Genomic DNA, 23,678 nt, shown 5'->3' with positions numbered 1-23,678 from the left:
CAAAGTTTTCTGCTAGAATGATCGGCTTTCTTCTTTAACATCTCCAGGTGACCCGCCCATGCAGCCTATGCTGAATATCGCCCTGCGCGCCGCTCGCAGCGCCAGTGAACTGATTTTCCGCTCCATCGAACGCCTGGATAGCATCAAGGTCGATGAGAAAGAGGCCAAGGACTACGTTTCCGAAGTCGATCGCGCCGCCGAGCAGAAAATCGTCGACGCCCTGCGCAAGGCCTACCCGAACCACTCCATCCAGGGTGAAGAGACCGGCATGCACGCGGGCACCGGCGAAGAAGGCAAGGACTACCTGTGGATCATCGACCCACTGGACGGCACCACCAACTTCCTGCGCGGCATCCCTCATTTCGCTGTTAGCATCGCCTGCAAATACCGTGGTCGCCTTGAGCACGCTGTGGTTCTCGACCCGGTTCGCCAGGAAGAATTCACCGCCAGCCGTGGCCGTGGCGCCCAACTCAATGGCCGCCGCCTGCGCGTCAGCTCGCGCACCAGCCTGGAAGGCGCCCTGCTGGGCACCGGGTTCCCGTTCCGTGACAGCCAGATGGCCGACCTGGACAACTACCTGGGCATGTTCCGTGCCCTGACTGGCCAGACGGCAGGCATCCGCCGCGCAGGCTCCGCCAGCCTGGACCTGGCTTACGTCGCCGCCGGCCGCTTCGATGCATTCTGGGAGTCGGGCCTGTCCGAGTGGGACATGGCTGCAGGCGTACTGCTGATTCAAGAAGCAGGCGGCCTGGTAAGCGACTTCAACGGTGGCCACGACTTCCTCGACAAGGGCCACATCGTCGCGGGCAACATCAAGTGCTTCAAGGCAGTACTAACGGCTATCCAGCCGCACCTGCCAGAGAGCATGAAGCGCTAAGTACCGTTGGCGTTATAAAGAAGCACCCCTCGGGGTGCTTTTTTTATGGCGACGTATTGTGCTCGACACTTCACCAGCCTTACAACGTATTGATATAACAGCCGCATGGCAGCCGTGGCCTATTCAATGGCAGTTATTCTTGATGGCCGCCTCCAATGCCGAGGTCGTCTTCTCATTCAACTCGATGCGCAACGCCACCGCACGCTCGACACCAATTTGCAACGCCGGGCCGAAGCGGCTGATATCCAACCCCAGGCGGATCAACATTTTCTCGACCCCCACCGTGGTCACCGTGACAAACTGTTCCACGCCACAGCCAATGGCATAATTGACGATCGCATGAATAGCCTGCGTGGTGCCCTGGGAGAAGCCGAACCGATTGCCGTCCGGCAGTTCGATGGCAAAGCGGCTGAGCTCCCAGATGGCGTCGGAGCACGGTGCAGGATGCCCATGCAGCAGTTCGGGGAAGGTATGCGCCAGCATGTTCGGGCCCGTGGTCGGCAGTATCCGCCAGCACCCACAGACATAGCCCGCCTCGTCATCGCGGTTGATGATCATGTAATAGGGGTCGAGCGCATCGTAGCCATCGATCTCCATGTCATTGATCAGCGGGATGTCCCACATCTTTTTAACTTTGAAGATACGTGCCCGAAGTTTATGCATGGCATTCAGCGCTTGCGGGTCGATGTTAGTGCGGCGATCAATGGAAATAAGCATAGTGGCAATTACCGGCAGGGGTTTGAATTGCCACCCACGGTATATTCATGCCGGTTAAATAAAATCCTACCTAATTTGGGAGGTGGCCGACATTAACCAGACTTGTTAATTTTTCGGCTTTTGCAGGATTGATTCCCGATGAAGCTACTCAATACCTCAGCTGTGCGCGAGGTCGCCCATCAAGCCATCAGCCTGCGCCTGGGCCTCAAGCAGAGCCAGACCGAATTCTGGTCAAGGTTCGGCATCAGCCAGGCCTGCGCCAGCCGCATCGAATGCACCAGTCAAGTGCCCGCGCCGGTGTATATCCTGCTGCGCCTTTACCTCAGCGGTCGCCTGGAGGAAAGCGACCTGGCCCAACGCCCGCAGTGACACTCAGGGCGTGATCGATTTTTGCTGGATGGCCTTGAGTACCGCCATCTGGCGCGAGCTGACCTGGAACTTGCGGCGGATGTTCTTGAAGTGGAAGTCGATGGCCGAGGTCGTGCACGAAAGAATCATCGAGATTTCCCAGGTGGTCTTGCCTGCTGCGCTCCACTGCAGCACCTCTTTTTCCCGGCTCGTCAGGTGCACGGGTGTGGAGCATTCGATGCGCGCCTTGAGCATCCCCTCCATCGCGTAATCGCGCAGCAGGGTCGCCATAGGCAAGGACTCGATCATCGTAGCCGTCGTTCGCGGACCACTTTCAGAGGGCTTCAGGCAGAGCATGCCCGCCTCGCCGCGCGGACCATGCAAGGGCAGCGCAAGGCCTTGCTGCAAGCCATGTGCGGCGGCTTCTTCGAAGAATTCCGACTCTGAGGGACGGCGGTAGTTGTCCCGGTCCCAGAGCAGTGGCCGGTTTGCATTCAGGCAGTGCTGAACCACCGGATCGACTGCAGCGTAGGACTCGGCGTCGTAACGTGTGCGCCACGCATCAGGGTAGTCGCTGTAGATCAGCACCTGCTGATTGGCGTCAGTGGGCGCAGGCTTGAGACCGATCAGAAAGTTCGAGTATCCCAGCTTGCGGGTCAGGATTTTAAGGTGAGCCAGCCAGTCCTCAAAGCGCTCCATTTCGCTGAGTCGTAGCAGCTCATCCATTACCAGTAGGGTCATTCCCTTCCTCGTAGGCACCGTTTGACGGTGGTCTCATGGCGAGACAACACGCGAGGGAATATCGACTCCCTCATTCAGGTGGGTCGATAAGATAGTTACATGGCACATTGAAATCAACGTGCATAGAGTGCTCGCCGACGAGAAGCAAGCGGTCGCAGACACTAGTCAGTTGCCCAACCCGCCACAACCTCCCTGTTCTGGGAGGTACCAGGGGCTGCGCGCAGCCTATTTACTAGCGTGGCACCAGCCTGCACCGGCAGGCAGCACCACGATGCACATGGACGGCACGGGAAAACACCTGAAGCTGTATTTCGGCTGACCCACAAGGAGCCCTCCTGCATGTTCCAGCAACAGTTCTTCAGCATGGTTGCGCGCCATCGCGACTACCCGGCGGTCGTCGACAGCCATGGCAAAACCCGCAGCTACGGCGAACTGCTGCAGGACATCGACCAGTTACGCGCCAGGCTGCATGCCGCAGGCCTGCGCGAAGGTGATGTGGTAGCCACTCAACTGGGCAACAGTACCGGTTATGTGGCGCTGCTGTTTGCCATGGCGAGCCTGGGGCTGATTCACTGCCCCGTGAGCGTGGCCAGCAGCAAGCACCAGCGGGCAATGCGCCTGGGCCAGGTCGGCGCCGCCCTACTGATCACCGAAGCCGGCATCGTGCCGGCGGGCCTTGGTGTACCAGGCTTTACCCTCTACTCGCCCACACCTGTCAACCTCAAGACCCCAGCGTGGCGCGACTGCGCCGGGCTGATGCGCATGCAGGAAACCTCAGGCAGCACCGGCGCACCCAAACTTGCGCTGTGGCGCCAGGACCGGCTGTACCGTGAAATCATGCATTGGGTAGACAGCGCCGGCCTGGACGCCGGTGCGCGCTACCTGAATATCCATAGCCTCGATGGCGGGCATGCAGTAGACCTGCATGTATTCCCGGCTTTGCTGACGGGTGCGACGCTGTACCTGGGTGATGCGACCCAGGTTGAGCACACCCTGCGCACCCTGCACGAACAGCGCATCAGCGTGATGAGCGCACTGCCGTCGCAGTACCTGGAGCTGGCACAGGCCGCACAGAACACCGGCATCCGCCTGCCAGCACTGAGCAAACCTTTCTGCGGCGGCGCCTACCTGGACGACCATGTGGTGCTGGAAAGCGAGCGCCACCTGGGCGTGCACCTGAAAAGGATCTACGGCTCGACGGAGTTCGGCATGGTCCTGGCAAACTTCACGCCGAACCTGCAGGTCGGCTGTGGCATGCGCCCGGTAGGTGATGTCGAGGTGACGCTGGAACCGCTGGACCCCGCGCAACCGGAGGTAGGCGAAATCATCGCCCGCTCCACGCACCGCGGCTCGGGGTACTTCCCACCTGCACCGATCCCTTGCGAGGACCAGGCCTATGCCACCGGCGATATCGCCCGGCGCCTTGCCGACGGCAGCCTGATGCCGCTGGGGCGCGCGACGGATGCCCTGCTCACGCAACAAGGCATGCAGTTTGCCCCCGCCCTGGAAGCGCAGATCGCACAGGCCATGAAGTTCGAGCGCGTGATGGTACTGGTAGACGAGCAGGATCGCCGGCGCGCCCATGTGATTGTGCAAGGCAACACAGCTGACGCGCATGAGCGGTTGGCGGAACTGGCCGGGGGGCTGGAACGCCTGGGCATTAGTGCCAGTATCGCAGTGCTTGAACGGATACCCATGACGCCGACCGGCAAGCCGGACCGTGCCCGGCTTCGCAAGCAGCTAGGCGCGCAGCAACAACTACGCTAGACCGGCTTGGGAGCGGGCTCGCCAGCCCGCCCCTCTAGCTCGGCAATATGAGCGTTACTGCCCGGCCTGGTTCTCACTGAGAATCAGCTTGCCATTCTTGTCCAGGGGGATGGTCGAGCCCGGCTCGCGGTCCATCTTCACCTGCCCCGCCTGGTCACCAATGGTGTACTTCACGTTATAACCAACGACCTTGTCGCTGATGTCATTGACCGTATTGCAGCGGGTTTGCGTCGTGGTGTAAGTGTCACGCTGCTGCATGCCTTCCTGCACCTTGTTACCGGCATAGCCACCACCGACCGCGCCGGCCACGGTGGCGATCTTCTTGCCGGTACCACCACCAATCTGGTTACCCAGCAGGCCACCGGCCAGGGCACCCACGACCGTACCGGCGATCTGGTGCTGGTCCTTGACCGGCGCCTGCCGCGTCACGGTGACGTCCTTGCAGACCTCACGCGGTGTCTTGACCTGCTGCTTGATCGGCTGCACATCGGTGACCTGGGCGTACTCCGGCCCTTTGTTCACCAAGCTGTAGGTCGCCACAGCACCTCCGGCAGTTACACCGACAGCACCCAGTACCGCCCCCACCAGCATTGATTTATTCACCTGAACCTCCTGATCTTCCCTGCGGGACATAGCCCGCCTTCTCCCTGCCTTGGAGCAAAAAAAAAGGCGCGAGTTCAATACTCGCGCCTCTTGATTCGCCAAACGGCGTAGGAAAGCCCTTACGGACGCTCGTCCACACCTTCGGTCTTGGCTGGCGGAATCAGGTCTTCACTGTTCAGGTTCAGCCAGATCAGTACCACGTTGGCGATATAGATCGACGAGTAGGTACCGGCCAAGACCCCGATGAACAGCGCCAGCGAGAAGCCGAACAGGTTGTCGCCACCGAAGAACAGCAGTGCGGCGATGGCCAGCAAGGTCGACACCGAGGTGGCGATGGTACGCAGCAGGGTCTGGGTGGTCGAGACGTTGATGTTCTCGATCAGCGAAGCCTTGCGCATCACACGGAAGTTCTCACGCACCCGGTCGAATACGACAATGGTGTCGTTGAGCGAGTAACCGATGATCGCCAGCACCGCCGCCAATACCGTCAGGTCGAAGGTGATCTGGAAGAACGACAGGATACCCAGCGTCACCACCACGTCGTGGATCAGCGAGATGATCGCGCCCACGGCGAACTTCCACTGGAAGCGGAAGGCCAGGTAGATGAGGATGCCGCCCAGGGCCAGGAGCATGCCCATACCACCCTGGTCACGCAGCTCTTCACCCACCTGCGGGCCTACGAACTCGACGCGCTTGAGCGTGGCCGGGTTGTCGCCGCCGGCTTTTTGCAGTGCCTCGGCTACCTTGCTGCCCAGTTGCGGGTCATCGCCCGGCATACGCACCAGCAGGTCGGTGGTTGCGCCAAAGCTCTGCACCACGGCCTCGTGGAAGCCGGAGTTGACCAGTTCGGCACGTACCGCCTTGAGGTCGGCCGGGCGCTCGTAGGTCAGCTCGATGAGCGTACCGCCGGTGAAGTCCAGGCCAAAGTTCAGGCCCTTCTGCCACCAGCTGAACAGCGCCAGGACGGTGAGGAGCACAGTGATGGCGAACGCGACATTGCGTACGCCCATGAAGTTGATGGTTTTCATCGCAGCTCCCTCAAACCCACAGCTTCTTGATGTCACGCCCGCCGCAGGTCAGGTTGACCATTGCGCGGGTCACCATGATGGCGGTGAACATCGAGGTGAAAATCCCGAGGGACATGGTGACCGCAAAGCCCTTGACCGGGCCGGTACCCATGGCGAACAGGATGCCGCCGACCAGCAGGCTGGTCAGGTTGGCGTCGATGATCGCGGTAAAGGCGCGGTTGAAACCTTCATGGATGGCGCGCTGCACCGACATGCCGGCTTTGAGCTCCTCACGGATACGCGAGAAGATCAGCACGTTGGCGTCTACCGCCATACCCATGGTCAACACGATACCCGCGATACCCGGCAGGGTCAGGGTCGCGCCCAGCAGCGACATCAGCGCCAGCAGCAAGACCATGTTGCCCGCCAGGGCGATGGTGGCGATCACGCCGAAGCCGCGGTAGATGGCGATGATGAACAGCGAGACGAACAGCATGCCCCACAGCGACGCATCGATACCCTTGGTGATGTTGTCCGCACCCAGGCTTGGGCCAATGGTACGTTCTTCAGCGAAGTACATCGGCGCAGCCAGACCACCGGCACGCAGCAGCAGGGCCAGCTCGGACGATTCGCCCTGGCCGTTCAGGCCGGTGATGCGGAACTGGCTACCCAGCGGCGACTGAATGGTCGCCAGGCTGATGATCTTCTTCTCTTCCTGGAAGCTCTGTACCGGCACTTCCTTCTCGACGCCGTCGACGGTCTGCTTGACGTAGCGGGTGACCGGCTTCTGCTCGATGAAGATCACCGCCATGCTGCGCCCGACGTTGCTGCGCGTGGCGCGGCTCATCAGCTCGCCGCCGTGGCCATCCAGGCGGATGTTCACTTGCGGGCGGCCGTGCTCGTCGAAGCTGGCCTGGGCGTCGGTAACCTGGTCACCGGTGATGATCAGGCCACGCTCGACCGGGGCGGAGCGGCCGCCCTCGCGGAATTCGAAGACCTCGGTGGTTGCCTTGGACGCGCCAGGTTCGGCACCGAAGCGGAACTCAAGGTTAGCGGTCTTGCCGAGGATACGCTTGGCTTCGGCAGTGTCCTGCACGCCTGGCAGCTCGACCACGATACGGTTGGCGCCCTGACGCTGAACCAGCGGCTCGGCCACGCCCAGCTCGTTGACGCGGTTGCGCACGGTGGTCAGGTTCTGCTTGATCGAGTATTCGCGGATCTCGGCGACTTTCGCCTGAGTCAGCGCCAGACGCAGCACGGCGAGGTCATTGCGCTCGGTGGCCGTCAGGTCGAAATCGGAGAAATTCTTGCGGATCAGGGCACGTGCCTGCTCGCGGGTTGCATCGTCAGCGAAGCCCAGCATGATGCCGCCATCCTGCTGAGGCAGGCTGCGGTAGCGGATGCGCTCTTTGCGCAGGAGGGTTTTGACCTCCCCTTCGTACACCTTCATACGGGCGGTCATGGCCTTGTCCATGTCCACTTCCAGCAGGAAGTGCACACCACCGGACAGGTCCAGGCCCAGTTTCATCGGGCTTGCACCCAGGTTACGCAGCCATTGCGGAGTGGTCTGGGCCAGGTTCAGGGCCACGACGTAATCATCGCCCAGTGCCTTGCGCACTACATCCTTGGCTGGAAGCTGGTCTTCCTGGTTGGTCAGGCGAATCAGCGCACTGCCCTTTTCACCCAGGCTGGCGCCCTTGACGGTGATACCGGCATCGGTCAGCGCCTTGGAGACGCGATCGAGGTCGGCCTGGTTTACCTGCAGCGCCGAACTGGCACCACTGACTTGCACCGCCGGATCATCCGGGTAGAGGTTGGGAGCGGAATAAATAAAACCGATCGCCAGTACCAGCAGGATCAGTGCGTATTTCCACAGAGGGTATTTGTTCAGCATCACGCCGCCCGTTCAAGACGCGGGGCGCGTTGCGCGCCCCGACTGGAAAAATAAAACCGGTAACTCAGATAGCCTTGAGCGTACCTTTTGGCAGGGTCGCGGCGATGGCGCCCTTCTGGAACTTCAGCTCGACGGTGTCGGAAACTTCCAGCACCACGAAATCATCGGTGACCTTGACGATCTTGCCGGCGATGCCGCCGTTGGTGACAACTTCGTCACCTTTTTGCAAGTTGCCCAACAGGTTCTTCTGCTCTTTGGCGCGCTTGGCCTGTGGACGCCAGATCATCAGGTAGAAGATGACCAGGAAGCCGACCAGGAAGATCCACTCGAAACCGGTACCGGCTGGGCCGGCGGCAGGTGCTGCTGCGTCCGCGTAAGCGGCGGGAATCAGAAAGCTCATGAGGCACTCCATTACTGAGTTTTAATATTTAAGTGCTGACAATCAGCCCAAAGGCGGCACAGGCAGCCCGCGTTTGGCGTAGAAGGCGTCGACAAAGGCGGCCAATTTACCCTGTTGAATAGCCTCGCGTAAACCGGCCATCAAGCGCTGGTAATGGCGCAAGTTGTGGATGGTATTCAGCATGCTGCTCAACATTTCGCCGCATTTGTCCAGGTGGTGGAGATACGCGCGGGAGAAGTTGGTGCAGGTGTAGCAATCGCAGGTCGGATCCAGCGGCGACTCATCGTGGCGATGGAACGCATTGCGGATCTTGATCACCCCGGTATCGACGAACAGATGGCCGTTGCGTGCGTTACGCGTCGGCATCACGCAGTCGAACATGTCGACGCCGCGGCGCACACCCTCAACGAGATCTTCCGGTTTGCCTACCCCCATAAGGTAACGAGGTTTGTCAGCAGGCATCTGGTCCGGCAGGTAGTCCAGCACCTTGATCATCTCGTGCTTGGGCTCGCCCACCGACAGGCCGCCGATGGCCAGGCCGTCGAAGCCGATGTTTTCCAGGCCTTCCAGCGAGCGCATGCGCAGGTCCTGGTACATACCGCCCTGGACGATGCCGAACAGCGCCGCAGTGTTGTCGGCGTGGGCGTTTTTCGAGCGCTGGGCCCAGCGCAGCGACAGCTCCATGGAGGTGCGCGCCACGTCGTGCTCGGCCGGGTAAGGGGTGCACTCGTCGAAGATCATCACCACGTCCGAGCCCAGGTCACGCTGGACCTGCATCGACTCTTCGGGGCCCATGAACACTTTGGAGCCGTCGACGGGCGAGGCGAAGGTCACGCCTTCCTCTTTGATCTTGCGCATGGCGCCGAGGCTGAACACCTGGAAGCCACCGGAGTCGGTGAGGATCGGGCCTTTCCACTGCATGAAGTCGTGCAGGCCGTTGTGCTTCTTGATCACCTCGGTGCCCGGGCGCAGCCACAGGTGGAAGGTGTTGCCCAGGATCATCTCGGCGCCGATGGCCTCGATGTCGCGCGGCAGCATGCCTTTGACCGTGCCGTAGGTGCCTACCGGCATGAACGCCGGGGTTTCCACGGTGCCTCGGGGGAAGGTAATGCGACCACGACGGGCCTTGCCGTCGGTGGCCAGCAGTTCGAAGGACATTCGACAGGTGCGACTCATGCTTGATCCTCGGGCCCGCGTGGCGCCGGATTGCGGGTGATGAACATGGCATCACCGTAACTGAAGAAGCGGTACCCCTGCTCGACCGCAGCCGCGTAGGCGGCCATGGTCTCGGGGTAGCCGGCGAAGGCCGAGACCAGCATCAGCAGCGTGGACTCCGGCAGGTGGAAGTTGGTGACCAGGGCATCGACCACATGGAATGGCCGGCCCGGGTAAATGAAGATGTCGGTATCACCGCTGAATGCCTTGAGCACGCCGTCGCGCGCCGCGCTTTCCAGCGAGCGCACGCTGGTGGTGCCCACGGCCACCACACGCCCGCCGCGGGCACGGCAGGCCTCAACCGCATCCACCACATCCTGGCTCACTTCGAGCCACTCTTTATGCATGTGATGGTCTTCGATCTTGTCGACCCGCACCGGCTGGAAGGTGCCCGCGCCGACGTGCAGGGTCACGAAGGCCCGCTCCACGCCCTTGGCGGCAATCTGCTCCAGCAGCGCCTGGTCGAAGTGCAGGCCGGCCGTGGGCGCTGCGACCGCACCGGCACGCTCGGCGTAGACGGTCTGGTAACGCTCACGGTCGGCGCCCTCGTCGGGGCGGTCGATATAGGGCGGCAGCGGCATGTGCCCGACGCGTTCGAGCAGTGGCAGCACCTCTTCGGTGAAGCGCAGCTCGAACAGCGTCTCGTGGCGCGCGACCATTTCGGCCTCGCCACCGCCATCGATGAGAATCTGCGCACCCACCTTGGGCGCCTTGCTGGAGCGCACGTGGGCCAATACCCGGTGGCTGTCGAGCACGCGCTCGACCAGCACTTCCAGCTTGCCGCCGGAGGCTTTCTGGCCGAACAAGCGCGCCGGGATAACCCGGGTATTGTTGAATACCATCAGGTCGCCCGGGCGCAAATAGTCGAGCAGATCGGTGAATTGCTGATGTACCAAGGCGCCGCTCGGCCCATCGAGGACCAGCAGACGGCTACCATGGCGCTCGGCCAGAGGGTGGCGGGCGATCAGGGAATCGGGGAGTTCGAAGGAAAAATCGGCGACGCGCATGATGATGTTCGGTTCGGCAGGGCCGGGAAGTTTAGCCCAATGTGTGAAAATTGACCATGAAACCCGATTGACCGACCCGAGGCACCTCTCTATACTGCGCGCCACAAGCCCTGATGGCGGAATTGGTAGACGCGGCGGATTCAAAATCCGTTTTCGAAAGGAGTGGGAGTTCGAGTCTCCCTCGGGGCACCATCATATAGTTCCAAGCGGTCCCTACCAGACCCGGAACACCAGAGAAACCGGCCACTGAGCCGGTTTTTTTGTGCCCATCGTTCCCAGTGATTCCCTTGTAAGCCCCAAAGTATGTGAGTAGATTTGTGAGTAGGACGAGTTCGGTCCAGAATCCTACTCACACACCGACCGCAATCCAGCGCGGTTCGGCACTGCAAGGGAATAGCCGTGGCGCTCACAGATACCGCCATCCGCACCGCCAAACCCCGCGACAAGCTCTATCGCCTCGCTGACGCCCAGGGCCTTTGCCTTGAGGTGACGACCGCTGGCGGGAAGCTCTGGCGCCTTCGCTACCGATTCGAGGGCAAGGCCAAGATGCTGGGCCTGGGCGCCTACCCCGCCGTCACACTTGCCCAGGCACGCGAGCGCCGGGATGCCGCGCGAAAGTTGCTGGCACAGGACATAGACCCAAGCGCACATAAACAGCAGGAAAAGGCCGCTGCCGCCGCCCAGGTGCTGACGCTCGAAGTGCTAGCGCGGGAATGGTACGACTACAACCAGCCACGATGGGCGCCAGCCACCGCATCGAAAGCGCTGCAGTATCTTGAGTCGGACATATTCCCGGTGATTGGCAAACGGCCCGCTGCCGACGTGCAACGCCCTGAGCTGGTCGACCTGGTGCGCAAGATCGAGCGGCGCGAGGCATTCAACGTCGCCCGCAAGGTTCGCCAGTGGCTGAGCCAGATATTCCGTTTCGGCTTGGCCAAGGGCGTGGTACCCGGCAACCCCGCCACCGATCTGGACGTGGTAGCCGCGCACGCCCCTCGCACTCGCCACCATCCGCACGTATCAGAAGGCGAACTGCCCGATTTGCTGGAGAAGCTGGACGCGGCCCAGTGCGATATCACCAGCAAAATCGCCATTCGCCTGTTACTGCTAACAGCAGTGCGACCCGGTGAGCTGCGGCTGGCGCCCTGGGACGAGTTCGACTTGGAGTCAGCTACCTGGACGATCCCTGCAGGACGGATGAAGGCACGGCGCCCTCACATCGTCCCGCTCCCACGTCAGGCCGTAGTTCTGCTGCGTACCCTGCATGAACTTACCGGCTCATATCCCCTCGCCTTCCCTGGCCGCAATGATCGGTCCAGGCCAATGAGCGAGAACACGGTGAATAAGGCGCTATCCACTATGGGCTACGAGGGACGCCAGACCGGCCACGGGTTCCGCCACCTACTGAGCACCAGCCTCAACACCCGGGGCTACAACCGCGACTGGATCGAGCGGCAACTGGCTCACGGCGATCAAGACTCCATCCGTGACACATACAACCATGCGCATTACCTGGAACAGCGACGGGAGATGATGCAGAACTGGGCGGATGAGATTGACGCGCTTTGCGCTGGCGCGAATGTGGTTTCAATCAGGAGATCGACATAATGGATGAATGCAACACGCCTACAGAAAAAAGAGTCGGCCCTCAGCTTGATCGCGTGATTGATTGCCTAAAGCCTGCACTAGAAGCCGGACAGACTCCAAATCTACCCGAGATAAGGGAGATATTCTTGGCATGTGGCTTAACTGTAGGAGAGTCACGTGATGACTACGAGCCGAACATAAATGAAGCGTTCGAAATCTTGGCAGCAATTTCGACAGAAGACGAGGAAGTTGCTGAAGGCATCAGGGTCGCAATGATGTCCATTGGCACTGCGCTATTTGGTTCTCTTATTGATTACAGCTCACGCGCAGTTAATAGAGAAATGGCTTCTTTGCGAGGACTAAATGCGCGTAATAAATCGCTCAAACGTGCAGCAGACAGGGCGCGTGAAGTTGCAGTGGAGAAATGGGCAGAAGATCACGATCAATGCATCCGTATTGGTGAAATGGCTCAAGCCATTTACGCCCAGCTCCACAGCGAAGGCCTAGACAAGGTACTCCCAAAAGATCCTGATGGGGTACGTAAGTGGATCAGGCCAGTTGCCCCCCCGCATGCAATACGCCCAGGGCGAACAAAGAAACCTGGCTAGCGTTTCGGAAATGGTATTTAACGTTGCGGAAAACCATTTTAACGTGGCGCCATACTGATTTTATGTACAGTTACAGAGCGCCACGATAGGTCATCCCCAAAACGCCCAAGGAGGCGCAGTAGATGGCCAGCCCTACCAACACTACCCCACCCGCTCGCCGCTTCATCAAGCGCCAGGACGTTGAGTCGATCACCGGCCTGTCCTGCACCGAGATTTACCGCCGTATCGCCGCTGGCGCTTTCCCCAAGCAAGTTACCCTCGGCCCGAAGTGTGTCGTGTGGATCGAGGCCGAGATTCATGCCTGGTGTGACGAGCAGATCGCAGCATGCCGCGGGGAGGTGGCGTGATGACTCACCCTGGCTCCACTGATGCCCTTTCTCCTTACTCGCGCCCATATTTCTCACTCGTGCCCACGCACAGGGATGGGCACGAGTGGAAAATATGGGCACGAGTAAGACTGAGTGCATTTTCACCCTTCCCTCCATCCATGCCCTCGAAACCACATTCGCGCCCAGTAAAAAACGTAGCCACGAACGGGCAAGCAGTTCCGGTCAATTCCACCGAAGACCGCCAAGACTCATCGAAGACCGCCAGCCAAAGCCGTGGCGGCCTACGCGAAAAAGTGGCGGTCTTCGGCAATACAGGCCTTGCCTCTACCTGCGCCCCATTGTATGGTGATCACGTCGCTGCAAATTCAGCGACCGGGCGTAGGAACCCGAGCAAGCAAAAGGCGCACAGCGCCCCATTTCGATTGCAGGCGCTTTTTTTGTGCCCGCATTCCTGCTTTATGGCGGCTGTGCGTGGGCAGACTTCGGTCTGGCCGGGACCCTTTTGCCCCGGTATTCCTACCCCACGCATAGCTGCCACCCAATCCCGTAGGAAGGATCGTGGCAGCTCCTCAACAGCAAAAGGAGCTACGCCCATGCACACCCTCATTCCGTCCAAAATCCGTGCCCTTGCTCACCGCAAGATGGCCCTCAGCGCTCTCCGCGCAAATTCGTCCCTGTCCGTCCGCTTGAAGCGCTACAACCACCACATGGATCAAGCCCGCGCCCTGGAAGCCCAAGGGGGTGTGCAATGAACTGCTTCCCAAGTAACTCGCCCCTTGAAGGCGAAGTTCTGCCTGAAGCATTGATCGATGCCCGTGACATGTGCTCGATGAACTTCGCGCGAGACGAGTTCCACAAGCTCTACGCGCTGCTCTATCCCATGTGCTCAAGCCATGAGGAAGGGCCAATGTGTGACATTGCGCGGCACCTGGAACAGGTCATCTTCTTCAGCGGCAACTTCCTTTGGAAGCACCGTCACCTAGGCGCCTCACATGGGGAGATCAAATCCGGGGGTGCCCAATGAGCTTGATCAATTGGAACGGCCTTCTTCCCAAGGATGAGGCAATCAAAGAAATGTCGGTCGATGAGCTTCGGAAAACTGCCGACTCAACGAAGGAATACGCCTGCACACTGGCGCACGGCATATCTGGCATAGGCAATTTGCTTGCGTGTACTGCTTCGAATGGCGAAACCGGTTTGAGCGATCAAGCCGTGACTAGTGTCGGCTGGATGCTTGAAAGCATGGGTACGCTCATCAGCAACTTGGTAGATACCCAAGCAGCTGCTGAGTATCACCTGCAAGCAAAACTCCCGAGGGCTTGATCATGAATATCCGAAACGGTGCATTTGCGCCGACGGGATCGGCTTGCCTGGATAAATTGCTCAACCGGTTAGACAAAGTTAAGTCCGCTGGCGCCGATAAGTGGAAAGCCTGCTGCCCTGCACACGATGACAAAAAACCGAGTTTGGCGATTAGTGAAACTTCGGATGGCGTCCTCTTGCTCAAGTGCTGGGCCGGCTGCACAACTAAAGAGATTGTCTCAGCAATTGGCCTGGAGTTGCGGGACTTGTTCCCCGGCGACAAGCAACCACGACGCGGGCCAAGTAAGGCTGCAATTGAACATGAGCGCATGGTGTTTCGGATCGGCCAATCACTTCAGCAGCAAGGGAGCTTGGCAGATGACGACCTGGTGCGCTTCAACCTCGCCAAGCAGCGCCTGGGGGTCATATGACTACAGATCGCTTTGCACAAGAATGGACAGAGCCTCTTAGCCCTATCAATCGTGAAAACGTCACACCCCTATGGCGCGTCAATGCGGTTAAGGCGTCGACAATCAAGGCCGTTCCCATCCGCTGGCTGTGGCCTGGCTGGCTGGCCAAAGGAAAGCTGCACATCCTCGCCGGCGCTGGCGGTACCGGGAAAACCACGCTGCTGATCGGTCTGATCGCCACCATCACCACTGGTGGACGCTGGCCCGATGGCAGCCGCTGTAGCGAGCCGGGTAATGCACTCATCTGGTCGAGTGAGGATGATCCAGCCGATACGCTGATCCCCCGCTTGACCGCTGCTGGTGCTGACATGAGCCGCGTCTACATCATCCAGGGGCTCACCAACGCCAGAGGCGACGCCGATCCATTCGACCCAGCCAACGACATTGTCCGTTTGCGTGAAACGGCCAGCGAAATTGGCGGTGTGTCGCTTCTGATGCTCGACCCCATCGTCAGCGCAGTGAAGGGCGACATGCACAAGGCCAATGACGTGCGTCGGGCGCTGCAAGGCGTAGTGGACTTCGCCGAGCAGAATCTTTGCGCCGTAGTGGGGATTTCTCACTTCGCCAAGGGTGGCGCTGGCTCGTCGCCTGCTGATCGAGTTATTGGCTCGCAAGCGTTCTCGGCGCTGGCGCGCACGGTATTGGTAGCTGCCAAGCAGGAAGACTCCGACCAACGCGTGCTGGCGCGAGCGAAGTCGAACATCGGCGCTGACGAGGGAGGTATCTCCTACACCATCGAGCCATGCGACATCGGAGATGGGATCGAAACCACTCGCGTGGCGTGGGGCGCAGCCATCGAAGGTAGCGCCCGGGAGATCCTGGGTGATGCTGAGGCGACGAACAGTGAAGAAACGACCGAGAAGGAGGACGCCGAACAGTTCCTGGTATCCATGCTGTCGCACGGCCCTATCGCGGTGAAGCAAATTCGCGCCGATGCTGCTGGCGCCGGGTATGCCTGGAGAACAATCGAACGAGCCAAAAAATCGCTGTCAGTTGAAGCGGTCAAGGTTGGGATGAAGGAGGGGTGGGTTTGGCAGCTTGGCTCCGAAGACCGCCAAGACTCATCGAAGACCGCCAGTAAAAACCGTGGCGGCCTTCGCGAGAATGTGGCGGCCTTCAAGGAATCGGCATTCGTGCCCTTTCAACCACTCGTGCCCTCAGAATCCCACTCGTGCCCATCCTCTGGCGTAGGCGCGAGTAACGAAAATGGGCACGAGTGGGAGGATCAGCATGAAGATCCGCTGCCGGGTGGCGCGCCGCTTCCATCGCTGGATGATGACGCGGAGGACCTGTGATGGCAGCGCTCGACTACCTGCTGGAACGTGGATTTTCTGCAAAGAAACAAGGTATGCGGGTGCGGATCTCCCCCGCCTCAAAGCTGACCGACGATGTGCGCAAGTATGTCAAAGCTAACCGGCTGGCGCTGCTGGCGGAACTGGCCGCGAATGACGGTCTGGAACGCCGCTGCAACTGGACGGTGCTGGTGCCTGGGTGTCGACCGTTCACCATGATCAGTGAGCCGATCACCCGCGACGAAGCTTTGGCCGATGTTCGTGTGCGGTGGCCAGGTGCCGAGGTGGGTTCATGACGATCCGTACCGGACAGCTAGGCAGGCAATCGTCGAGCGCTCGACGAGGTGAGCGGGAATTCCCGGTTTGGCAAAACATGGGATTTACCCACCGTATCGGATGGCACGACCACGTTCGCCACTGTGTAGGAAACGCCACAGTGTGTTGCTTTCTACACAGTGGCGCCCTGATCCGAATCGGCTCATTTGATCTGATTCGGATCATCTGGCCTCGTTCGGTGAACCGACACCCTCAGTTTGAGGACATAGCATGACCACCAAACACATCACCTTCAGTGACGCCGAGATCCGCAAGCAGGCCGGCCAGCCGGTGCGCCAATTGCGTGACCCGCGCTATCCCGAGCTGCGATTCCGCTATTCCACCGTAGATCGCACCCGGGGTGCCTGGCACGTTGTTGTCAGGGGCAAGTGGGGCAAGGCCGGCGACTTCCCCAGCCTGACCACCAAGGCCATGCTGAGCGCGCTGCCGGCCATCCTGACGCGCCGTGCGGTTGACGCCGAAGCCACCTCGCTGACCAGCACCTGGAGCCTTACCGGTGAGCTTCTGGACTGGTACCTGGATCGCATGCTGCGCGATCGCAACTTGTCGGCCAAGCGCAAGGCCGGCGCAAAGTCGGCCATCACCTGCCACCTGGCTCCACGGCTGCATGACCTGCCTCTGGCCGAGGTGAGCAAGGCCACGCTTGATCAGCGGCTCATGTGGCCACTGCAAGAGCGCTATGCCCTGTCATTCGTGCGCCTGGTGTTCAACGTGCTGGCGGTGGCCATGCGCAAGGCACACCGGCTTGGGATGATCGAGCAGAATCCCATGGGCTCGCTGCGCTTCGGGGATTTCGTTGGGGTGCGGATCAAGCCCAAGTCGTCACGGCTGCGGGAGCGAGACTTGCCCGATCTGCTGGCCAAGCTGGCTGGCTGGAGCGATACCCGGCCCGGTGACGCCCTGCTGGCGCTGATGATGCTGTGCCACGGTACCCGCCTGGGCGAGACGCGCAGCGCGTTGTGGCGCAACGTCGATCTACAGGCCGGCCAGTGGTTCATTCCCGCCGACGACACCAAGACGAAGCAGAACCACAACCTGCCGCTCACCCGCCAGGCTTGTGCACTGCTGAGCCGCTATCAGGCCCAACAGGCCGCCCAGGGCTATCACGGTGCCTACCTGTTCCCTGCCAGCCGGCGCGGGCCACTGGGTGCTACAGCAGCCAGCCAGGTCTTTGCCGAACTGAGCGACCGCCAGTGGACCAGCCACGATGTGCGCAAGGTTGCCCGCACCTGCTGGATGGACCTGGGCGTGGATTACCTGGTGGGCGAGATGCTGGTGAACCACGCCCTGCGCAACATGGACGCGACCTACATCCACACCACCGCCGAAGCCCTCAAGCGCCAAGCGCTGGAACGCTGGCATGACCATTTAGACGGGCTCGGGTTGAGCGCACTCACAGGCGAGACATACCCGAGATACGCAATCCCACAAAATCCGACACAGGCCACAGATCACGGGGCCTCTAGCGAAAACCCGGATGCATCACAGAGGAGCATGTAAATCATGGTGGACGTTGAACAGGACGTTACCGAGCGGCTAGCCCAGGCCGGCATCACGCCGCTGATTGGTGGCCTGGTGCCCGAGCCAGCCACGGCAGACCTGCTGGGCTATGCCCCCAGCTACCTCCGCCGCCTGGCTGCCGAAGGTCGGTCACCGCTGCCATTCGTGCGCCGAGGCAATCGGCGGTTCTACAAAATAGCCGACATAGTGCGCTTTGCGACGGATACCGACTGAGGACGTCGAAGTTAACCGCTGACCGGGGTGTGCGTGCGCGCATAGGGTAGACGACATCGTTTACACACCCCGGAGAACCCTATGCCAGACCCGTATCAGCAGGACATGACCCAGCTGAATCAAACCCTCCAAAATATCGGCACGCAGATCGCCGACTTCAAATCGTCCTCAGCCGAGAAGCAAACCGAGTTCGGCGCCCGGCTCCAAGAAATCGAGCAGAAGATGGTGAATGTCAGCGCCCGCCGAGGCGCTAACGACGATTCCACCGACTCCAATGCTGTGACTGCCCAGGTCGTGGCCGCTGATGGCATCGCCGGCTTCCGCAACGGTATGAAGTCCACCGGCCAGATCAATTGCAAAGTGGGCGTCCGCGCAGCCATCACCAACCCCAACAAAGGCGTCACTGGCTCGACCAGCTACCCAACTGCCCCGCAGCGTGATGGCGCCGGCATCCGTGGCATTCCGCAGCCGCGGCTGAGCTTGCTGGATGTGCTGCCGATCGTGCCGGTCACCAGCGCTACCTACGAGTTCGTTCGCCTCGACGGCTACATCAACGGCGCGGCCTACCAGAAAGAGGAAGGTGAGGAGAAGGCCGAAGGGTCGATGCCCACCAAGATGGAGCGGGCTGAGATCGCCACCATCGCCACCTGGATTCCGGCAAGCCTCCAGGTGCTGCAGGACAATGAGCAGCTTGAGGGGCAGATCAACACGCTGATGAGCGTGGGGGTTCGCCAGAAGCTGGAAGCCGAGCTCATCAACGGCGACGGTGGGCCAGGTGAAATCCTCGGGTTCAAGAAGCAGGCGACCGCTGCAGGCATCACCACCGGCAAGCCAGCTGACCGCATCGGCGCAGCCCTCACTGACCTCAAGGCCGAAGGTTGGAACCCGAACGTCATCGTGATGAACCCGCGTGACTGGTTCGCCATCGAGAGCGAGCGCGCCGAGGATGGCGACGGCCAGTATGTGATTGGCACTCCACGCGATCCAGCGCCGCCCAGCCTGTGGGGCACCCCTGTAGTCGTCACCAACGGCATGCCGCAGGGCGAGGCGTTGATCCTCGATACCAGCGTGGCCGCGTTGCTGGACCGTCAGGAAGTGACCGTGGAGGCCAGCCGCCACGACGGTGACAACTTCCGCCGCAACATGGTGACCATCCTGGCAGAGCTGCGCGCTGGCCTGGCTGTGTTCGCTCCTACAGCTACTCGACTCGTCACGCTGGCCGGCACGCCGACACCGTAACAACGAGCGTGGGTTAGCTGTGAGTGCCACGACCTCCTAACCGCAGCAGTCGGAGCCCTTCTTTCCTTTGTGGGGTGATCCGGCACTGGCCCGCACTCGCGGGCCTTTTCATTCACAACGGAGAAGACCATGAGCCATACCCATCTACCCAAGCCAGTTCAACGAGCCCTCAACCAGATCGCCCACAGCCGCGCCCTGTTGCGCCAGATGGAAGAGCGTGAGCGCTTGAGCAAAGAGATCGATCGCCTGTTGGCCAGCGGCCTGAGCGCAGCCGAAGCGCTGGAGCAGATCAGGTCGGCGCCGCCGTACATCGCGCCGACCTACTGAGGGGGCGGGTCGAAAGTCTGGAAGGTCCGCTGACCTAGACCGCCTCCGACCCCACGCACAGATTTTTTCCCCCTTTAACAAAAAATGTTAATCCGACGTTAACACCATGCCGAACGTGCATGGGGCTGGAAGCCACGGAAACAGGCGCATAGAAGCCGATAACGCGCTCTGACAGACGTTAACCGAGTTAACACCTTTAACCTCGAAAAGTTAACGCTTTAACACCGACGAGTTAACACCTGGAGCCTTACCGCTGATGACCATTCAACCAGCTCCATCTACCTTTCAAGAGCGTTTCGCCCGAGCCTGTGACGTGGTCACCTTCGCTCTGGACAAAGGCGGTCCGTGTTACCTGTTGTGGGAAGTCGACCATGTCCAGTCCGGCCAGAGGGTGAAACTCGATGGCGTGTTCTTCACAGAGGAGGAGGCACGAATCTCGGCCGACTTACTGCGTGGCACCATGCGCGGCGCTCGCGCTTCCATGTGGAGCTATGCGCCCAACTGGAACCCTGACCCTGCCCGAGAGGCCTCCATTCGTCTGGAAGCGTTGCAGTGCCGCGAGATGCTTTCTCGGCGCCTGGGTGTGCACCTGGCTATGCCAAAGGAGGCCGTGTGATGGCCGCAAGCGTGATTGATTACACCCCGAAGACCAAGATCCGCCTGGGCGGCTTCTTGGGCAAGAAGTACGGCAAGCATCACCACTTCCTATTGGAACGCGGTGACGCGAAAGAGGCTGCCAAAGCGCTGGATGCTAACTATCCAGGCTTCGCCCGAGACCTGACTGAAGCAGAGGGGCGTGGGCTGCGCTTCGCCGTCTTCAAGAACGGCAAAAACATTAGCGACGGTGAGCTGACTCTAGGCGGTGCTCGAGAGCTGTGGTTTGTGCCGGTAGTGCATGGCAGCAAGCGTGCTGGCCTGCTGCAGACCATCGTCGGAATCGCCCTGATCATTGCAGGACCGTTCACCGGAGGCGCCACCTACGGGCCTGGTATCGCGTTGGTCGCTGGCGGTGTTATTCAGATGCTCAGCCCACAGGCTAAGGGCTTGTCGCAAAGCGCGGCGCCTGAGAACCTGCCGAGCTACGCTTTTGGGAGTGCCAAGAACACCACTGCCAGCGGCTTACCCGTACCGATCTGCATCGGCCATCGTCGCTGGGGCGGGGCGATCATCTCGGCATCGATCGTGGCGCAGGACAAGGCTTGATGTGAGCCTGAGCCACCTGTAAACAACCCAAATTCCGGGATGTAGGGGTGTCCTCAATTATGAGGCGCCCCTCTAAAGCCGATTGGTTCCACCCCAAACGTTTATCGTGGCAGGCTGCAAGGTGAGATAAAGGTTAGGATCCTGGGCGTGCTTATGTTGGACGAGGCTTTCGGCGATAGCTTGGACAAAAAGGTCGAGCCGTGCATCCCCATATGCAAACTTTGAGGCAGATGCGGTCAAAGATCGCTCCTAGCTCCACCATCTCCTTGAACCTGGTCACCTTAGGGTGCTCTGAGCTTTAGCTCCTCTAGGTACACTCTTGGGGATCCACCATACGACACACCCGCCAGTTGTCTAGGGTGTCAAAGCCAGCAATGATCGACACGCTTCATTTGGTAAGTAAAAACAATTAAGGATATAGGGTGCATTAGATGGACGCAGACAAGTTTTTCAGAGGTGCAGTTAATCATCTCAACCGAGGCCGAACCCTGTTAGGAAAGGGGAAAAGCGACCCAGCCTACCTATTTTATAGTGCTCTTGAATTGAGATTCGGAATCGAATCTAGGCTGCGAGAGTATCTTGAGCATCAGAAGCATGTAACTGAAAAGAAAAAGCAGGGGTGGCAGATAGCCGCCTTGGGGCGCAATGTGGAGGAAGCTTTTGCAGGATGTACCGAAGAAGTAAGAGTTACGCTTTTTTCAGGTGGCTATCCGCTCATGCTTTGCAAATATACTCCTGTGACGCCCGAACTTAGATCAGTCGGGGAGAGGTTAGGCAATTACTTGCATGCGCCAAAAAGCGATGACCTGGTGGAGCTTGAGCAATGGTGTGATTTTGAAAGCCTCCTTGAGAAAGGCTTCGCAAATTTAGCTTACGCCTGTTCCGGAAACCTGTTAGGAGTTCCACTAGTGGCGCCCGGTAGTAAACGAATCGACTTCAACATGTCAATCTGTGAAGATCAGCGCGCTATCATCGGAGAAATATACAAGCGAGGGGGCGAGATTTTACTTGAATTTAGTTATGTCCCGCCAGCCGGAGAAGCCCCTGTGGGGGGGGCTAGCATACGAGCTAACTTACTAAAAACTGAATAAGCTGGTAGAGAGCAGCCGCTTTTTCAGCGAAGAAATTTTTGATCTGTCCAATTTGAACCCCGACATTCGGTTGCTTCTGCCAGTCGATCGCTAGGTATGCTAAAGCTATCTGAACCACTGCAAAGCAACTGAGTATAAATGAGTAACGCCCATTGCTCCGTATAACGCCCATGTTTAGCTTGTCGCTTGTAAACTTATATTCTCGCTCTGTACGAGCGACGAGTTGCTCGAGGCCTTTCACTAGATAATCGAGTCGACGAGAAAAAAGGGGACGATACTTCTCTTGGCAAATCCGGTTAGCGCTTTCGATCAGAGAATTTGCTTCATCCTTTATGAGCGAGAGGGCTTCAAGAATATTAAAAACTACTCGCTGCTTTTCAGAGTCGCTGGACGATCTTTGTCCGTAGCCTGCTTCTGCTTCCAACAATTTCATTTGAAAGGTGATTTTATGAGTAAGAATGGTAATCAAAGAGAAAACCATAGCGGAGTCGAAAATTTCATTTTCGCCGCACCTAAAATTATTTAATTCGAACTCACCTTTAAAAGAGTCAAAGGCATGAGATCTTACGACTAACAAATCGTACGACTCATGTTTAAATTCGTTCAAATCAAGATAAACATTGGAGTTCTCCAGCTCTGGATATCGTGGATAGTGGTGAGACTTGTGTACAAATTCGCATTCCTCCTGGCGCGCCTCCTTAGTCGCGTCGGCTGGAAATACTAGGGATTTACTGTCGTTAATTAAGTCAAATCCTTTAAAAACAGGACGATCTTCGTCCATGTTTATCTTCATCTTTCCTAGCGCGGCGCGAAGTATTTTGAGCGATTCCTGTTCGAGAGCGCCAAGTTCACCCTGAACTAACTCTGTCGCTAGATTTTGTCGACTATAATGATAAGTTATAGCGCTTTCGCGCCTGAAGATATTATAGCCTTTGAACTGCACTACTGGGCTCAACTCAGAGATATCTACATTCTGGATTCTACTGATGGCTTTGTCGGTGCAAAATATTACGAAATTGAGAAGCACACTACCTGTCGGCAAATGGACAAGACTCAATAAACAGCTGCTAAAGGTTTCAGTGTAGACATTTATTACGTCAATGCAGCCAAACTGAGTGGAAGAATTAATTCCAATTTTTCCAATAAAGTTCTCTCTAGCTCTCGCCAAAAGCTGCCTGGTATAGATCGCATTTCTGTGACTTTCCTCTATCCATCCTCTATTATTGGTTTGATGCCACTCCTCTAATCTTGTTAACTCTTCGGACGATAGCTCCACCAATAAGTGAATGCTTTTTAGCTTGAGATTATTGTTACCACTTGAAAATAAGCTTGCAGTTTTTAATCTCGAATCCCTAGCGCTGAATGCGATTTCATCACGGCTTTGGGCGAGGTGCCGGAGATGCTTTGGGAAAAGCATTGGCGCAAGCTTAGCGGCTTTGATAACTCGTTCCGTAAACTCTGCTTTTCTTCTACTGCTTTTCAATACCAGCTCCGTTGTATTTAAGAACTCAAATAAATCACTTTAGCTCATGACGCACGACGGCAGGGTTCTCACCTCGGCGCGTCAGGCCCAGATCCAGCCGA

General features: G+C 58.9%; 28 protein-coding genes and 1 tRNA gene. 20 read left to right on the top strand and 9 right to left on the bottom strand.

The features are described from left to right. Positions 1–58: 58 nt before the first annotated feature. Positions 59–877: an inositol-phosphate phosphatase gene (gene suhB / locus LOY26_RS04350; RefSeq protein ID WP_033701193.1), complete on the top strand. Its 819-nt coding sequence runs from the start codon at positions 59–61 to the stop codon at positions 875–877. A 123-nt stretch (positions 878–1,000) separates the two neighbouring features. Here the strand turns inward: suhB and LOY26_RS04345 are convergent, their stop codons facing one another. Further along, positions 1,001–1,594: an acyl-homoserine-lactone synthase gene (locus LOY26_RS04345; protein WP_186662908.1), complete on the bottom strand. Its 594-nt coding sequence runs from the start codon at positions 1,592–1,594 to the stop codon at positions 1,001–1,003. Between the two features lie 138 nt (positions 1,595–1,732). On the opposite strand from LOY26_RS04345, the gene LOY26_RS04340 reads away from it, so the two are divergent. Further along, complete coding sequence (locus tag LOY26_RS04340; protein WP_027595536.1) at positions 1,733–1,963, top strand: hypothetical protein; 231 nt, start codon at positions 1,733–1,735, stop codon at positions 1,961–1,963. Between the two features lie 3 nt (positions 1,964–1,966). Here the strand turns inward: LOY26_RS04340 and LOY26_RS04335 are convergent, their stop codons facing one another. Next, positions 1,967–2,683, bottom strand: a complete 717-nt coding sequence (locus tag LOY26_RS04335) for a LuxR family transcriptional regulator (protein WP_258714444.1) — start codon at positions 2,681–2,683, stop codon at positions 1,967–1,969. A 339-nt stretch (positions 2,684–3,022) separates the two neighbouring features. Between LOY26_RS04335 and LOY26_RS04330 the strand changes: the two genes are divergently transcribed. Next, on the top strand, positions 3,023–4,450 hold the full coding sequence (locus LOY26_RS04330; RefSeq protein ID WP_186656959.1) for a class I adenylate-forming enzyme family protein: 1,428 nt from the start codon (positions 3,023–3,025) through the stop codon (positions 4,448–4,450). A 54-nt stretch (positions 4,451–4,504) separates the two neighbouring features. On the opposite strand, the gene LOY26_RS04325 is transcribed toward LOY26_RS04330, so the two are convergent. The 6 genes from LOY26_RS04325 to queA all read right to left on the bottom strand — a co-directional run bounded on the left by LOY26_RS04325 (position 4,505) and on the right by queA (position 10,576). Then, positions 4,505–5,053 (bottom strand): glycine zipper 2TM domain-containing protein, encoded by a 549-nt coding sequence (locus tag LOY26_RS04325; RefSeq protein ID WP_186656957.1) that lies wholly within the window; start codon positions 5,051–5,053, stop codon positions 4,505–4,507. A gap of 119 nt (positions 5,054–5,172) precedes the next feature. Continuing rightward, a complete protein-coding gene (gene secF, locus LOY26_RS04320; protein ID WP_258714443.1) occupies positions 5,173–6,081 on the bottom strand; it encodes a protein translocase subunit SecF in 909 nt (302 codons plus the stop codon). A gap of 10 nt (positions 6,082–6,091) precedes the next feature. Continuing rightward, entirely contained in the window at positions 6,092–7,954 is a 1,863-nt protein-coding gene (gene secD, locus LOY26_RS04315; RefSeq protein ID WP_033701200.1) for a protein translocase subunit SecD, read from the bottom strand. A gap of 64 nt (positions 7,955–8,018) precedes the next feature. Beyond that, positions 8,019–8,354: a preprotein translocase subunit YajC gene (gene yajC, locus LOY26_RS04310; RefSeq protein WP_027595530.1), complete on the bottom strand. Its 336-nt coding sequence runs from the start codon at positions 8,352–8,354 to the stop codon at positions 8,019–8,021. Positions 8,355–8,396: 42 nt separating this feature from the next. After that, on the bottom strand, positions 8,397–9,512 hold the full coding sequence (gene tgt / locus LOY26_RS04305) for a tRNA guanosine(34) transglycosylase Tgt (RefSeq protein WP_077068621.1): 1,116 nt from the start codon (positions 9,510–9,512) through the stop codon (positions 8,397–8,399). A gap of 14 nt (positions 9,513–9,526) precedes the next feature. Continuing rightward, positions 9,527–10,576: a tRNA preQ1(34) S-adenosylmethionine ribosyltransferase-isomerase QueA gene (queA, locus tag LOY26_RS04300; RefSeq protein WP_033701201.1), complete on the bottom strand. Its 1,050-nt coding sequence runs from the start codon at positions 10,574–10,576 to the stop codon at positions 9,527–9,529. Positions 10,577–10,683: 107 nt separating this feature from the next. On the opposite strand from queA, the gene LOY26_RS04295 reads away from it, so the two are divergent. From LOY26_RS04295 to LOY26_RS04210, 17 genes are all read left to right on the top strand, one after another. Next, positions 10,684–10,768: transfer RNA gene (locus LOY26_RS04295), tRNA-Leu, on the top strand. A 207-nt stretch (positions 10,769–10,975) separates the two neighbouring features. Beyond that, positions 10,976–12,184 (top strand): integrase arm-type DNA-binding domain-containing protein, encoded by a 1,209-nt coding sequence (locus LOY26_RS04290; protein WP_258714442.1) that lies wholly within the window; start codon positions 10,976–10,978, stop codon positions 12,182–12,184. Further along, positions 12,184–12,771, top strand: a complete 588-nt coding sequence (locus tag LOY26_RS04285; RefSeq protein WP_258714441.1) for a hypothetical protein — start codon at positions 12,184–12,186, stop codon at positions 12,769–12,771. Before LOY26_RS04290 ends, LOY26_RS04285 begins: the two co-directional genes overlap by 1 nt. Positions 12,772–12,893: 122 nt before the next feature. Then, complete coding sequence (locus LOY26_RS04280) at positions 12,894–13,118, top strand: AlpA family transcriptional regulator (protein WP_258714440.1); 225 nt, start codon at positions 12,894–12,896, stop codon at positions 13,116–13,118. Positions 13,119–13,693: 575 nt separating this feature from the next. Beyond that, positions 13,694–13,852 (top strand): hypothetical protein, encoded by a 159-nt coding sequence (locus tag LOY26_RS04270; protein WP_258714890.1) that lies wholly within the window; start codon positions 13,694–13,696, stop codon positions 13,850–13,852. Beyond that, the gene (locus LOY26_RS04265; RefSeq protein ID WP_258714439.1) at positions 13,849–14,124 is read left to right on the top strand and encodes a hypothetical protein; all 276 of its coding nucleotides are present in this window, start codon (positions 13,849–13,851) and stop codon (positions 14,122–14,124) included. Before LOY26_RS04270 ends, LOY26_RS04265 begins: the two co-directional genes overlap by 4 nt. Continuing rightward, positions 14,121–14,423: a hypothetical protein gene (locus tag LOY26_RS04260; protein ID WP_258714438.1), complete on the top strand. Its 303-nt coding sequence runs from the start codon at positions 14,121–14,123 to the stop codon at positions 14,421–14,423. Before LOY26_RS04265 ends, LOY26_RS04260 begins: the two co-directional genes overlap by 4 nt. A gap of 2 nt (positions 14,424–14,425) precedes the next feature. Next, positions 14,426–14,833: a virulence-associated protein E gene (locus LOY26_RS04255; RefSeq protein WP_258714437.1), complete on the top strand. Its 408-nt coding sequence runs from the start codon at positions 14,426–14,428 to the stop codon at positions 14,831–14,833. Further along, entirely contained in the window at positions 14,830–16,167 is a 1,338-nt protein-coding gene (locus LOY26_RS04250; RefSeq protein ID WP_258714436.1) for an AAA family ATPase, read from the top strand. The genes LOY26_RS04255 and LOY26_RS04250 overlap by 4 nt, the downstream gene beginning before the upstream one ends. Next, on the top strand, positions 16,167–16,460 hold the full coding sequence (locus tag LOY26_RS04245; RefSeq protein ID WP_232866086.1) for a hypothetical protein: 294 nt from the start codon (positions 16,167–16,169) through the stop codon (positions 16,458–16,460). The genes LOY26_RS04250 and LOY26_RS04245 overlap by 1 nt, the downstream gene beginning before the upstream one ends. Before the next feature lie 250 nt (positions 16,461–16,710). Beyond that, a complete protein-coding gene (locus LOY26_RS04240) occupies positions 16,711–18,000 on the top strand; it encodes a site-specific integrase (RefSeq protein WP_258714435.1) in 1,290 nt (429 codons plus the stop codon). Between the two features lie 3 nt (positions 18,001–18,003). Further along, positions 18,004–18,234 (top strand): helix-turn-helix domain-containing protein, encoded by a 231-nt coding sequence (locus tag LOY26_RS04235; protein ID WP_081874717.1) that lies wholly within the window; start codon positions 18,004–18,006, stop codon positions 18,232–18,234. Positions 18,235–18,315: 81 nt separating this feature from the next. Next, on the top strand, positions 18,316–19,473 hold the full coding sequence (locus LOY26_RS04230) for a phage major capsid protein (RefSeq protein WP_258714434.1): 1,158 nt from the start codon (positions 18,316–18,318) through the stop codon (positions 19,471–19,473). A 129-nt stretch (positions 19,474–19,602) separates the two neighbouring features. After that, positions 19,603–19,800, top strand: a complete 198-nt coding sequence (locus tag LOY26_RS04225) for a hypothetical protein (RefSeq protein ID WP_033698165.1) — start codon at positions 19,603–19,605, stop codon at positions 19,798–19,800. A 256-nt stretch (positions 19,801–20,056) separates the two neighbouring features. Next, positions 20,057–20,416, top strand: a complete 360-nt coding sequence (locus LOY26_RS04220) for a hypothetical protein (RefSeq protein ID WP_258714433.1) — start codon at positions 20,057–20,059, stop codon at positions 20,414–20,416. Continuing rightward, positions 20,416–21,003, top strand: coding sequence for a tail assembly protein (locus tag LOY26_RS04215; protein ID WP_258714432.1), 588 nt, complete (start codon positions 20,416–20,418; stop codon positions 21,001–21,003). The genes LOY26_RS04220 and LOY26_RS04215 overlap by 1 nt, the downstream gene beginning before the upstream one ends. A gap of 431 nt (positions 21,004–21,434) precedes the next feature. Next, positions 21,435–22,094: a hypothetical protein gene (locus LOY26_RS04210; RefSeq protein ID WP_258714431.1), complete on the top strand. Its 660-nt coding sequence runs from the start codon at positions 21,435–21,437 to the stop codon at positions 22,092–22,094. Here the strand turns inward: LOY26_RS04210 and LOY26_RS04205 are convergent. Next, positions 22,072–23,577, bottom strand: a complete 1,506-nt coding sequence (locus tag LOY26_RS04205) for a hypothetical protein (protein ID WP_258714430.1) — start codon at positions 23,575–23,577, stop codon at positions 22,072–22,074. The two genes, LOY26_RS04210 and LOY26_RS04205, sit on opposite strands and share 23 nt — an antisense overlap. Positions 23,578–23,678: the final 101 nt, after the last annotated feature.

Source organism: Pseudomonas sp. B21-047, from assembly GCF_024748775.1.
Taxonomy (GTDB): domain Bacteria; phylum Pseudomonadota; class Gammaproteobacteria; order Pseudomonadales; family Pseudomonadaceae; genus Aquipseudomonas; species Aquipseudomonas capeferrum.
The sequence above is the reverse complement of the archived record's forward strand: the minus strand, read 5'-3'. Positions and strand labels throughout refer to the sequence as shown.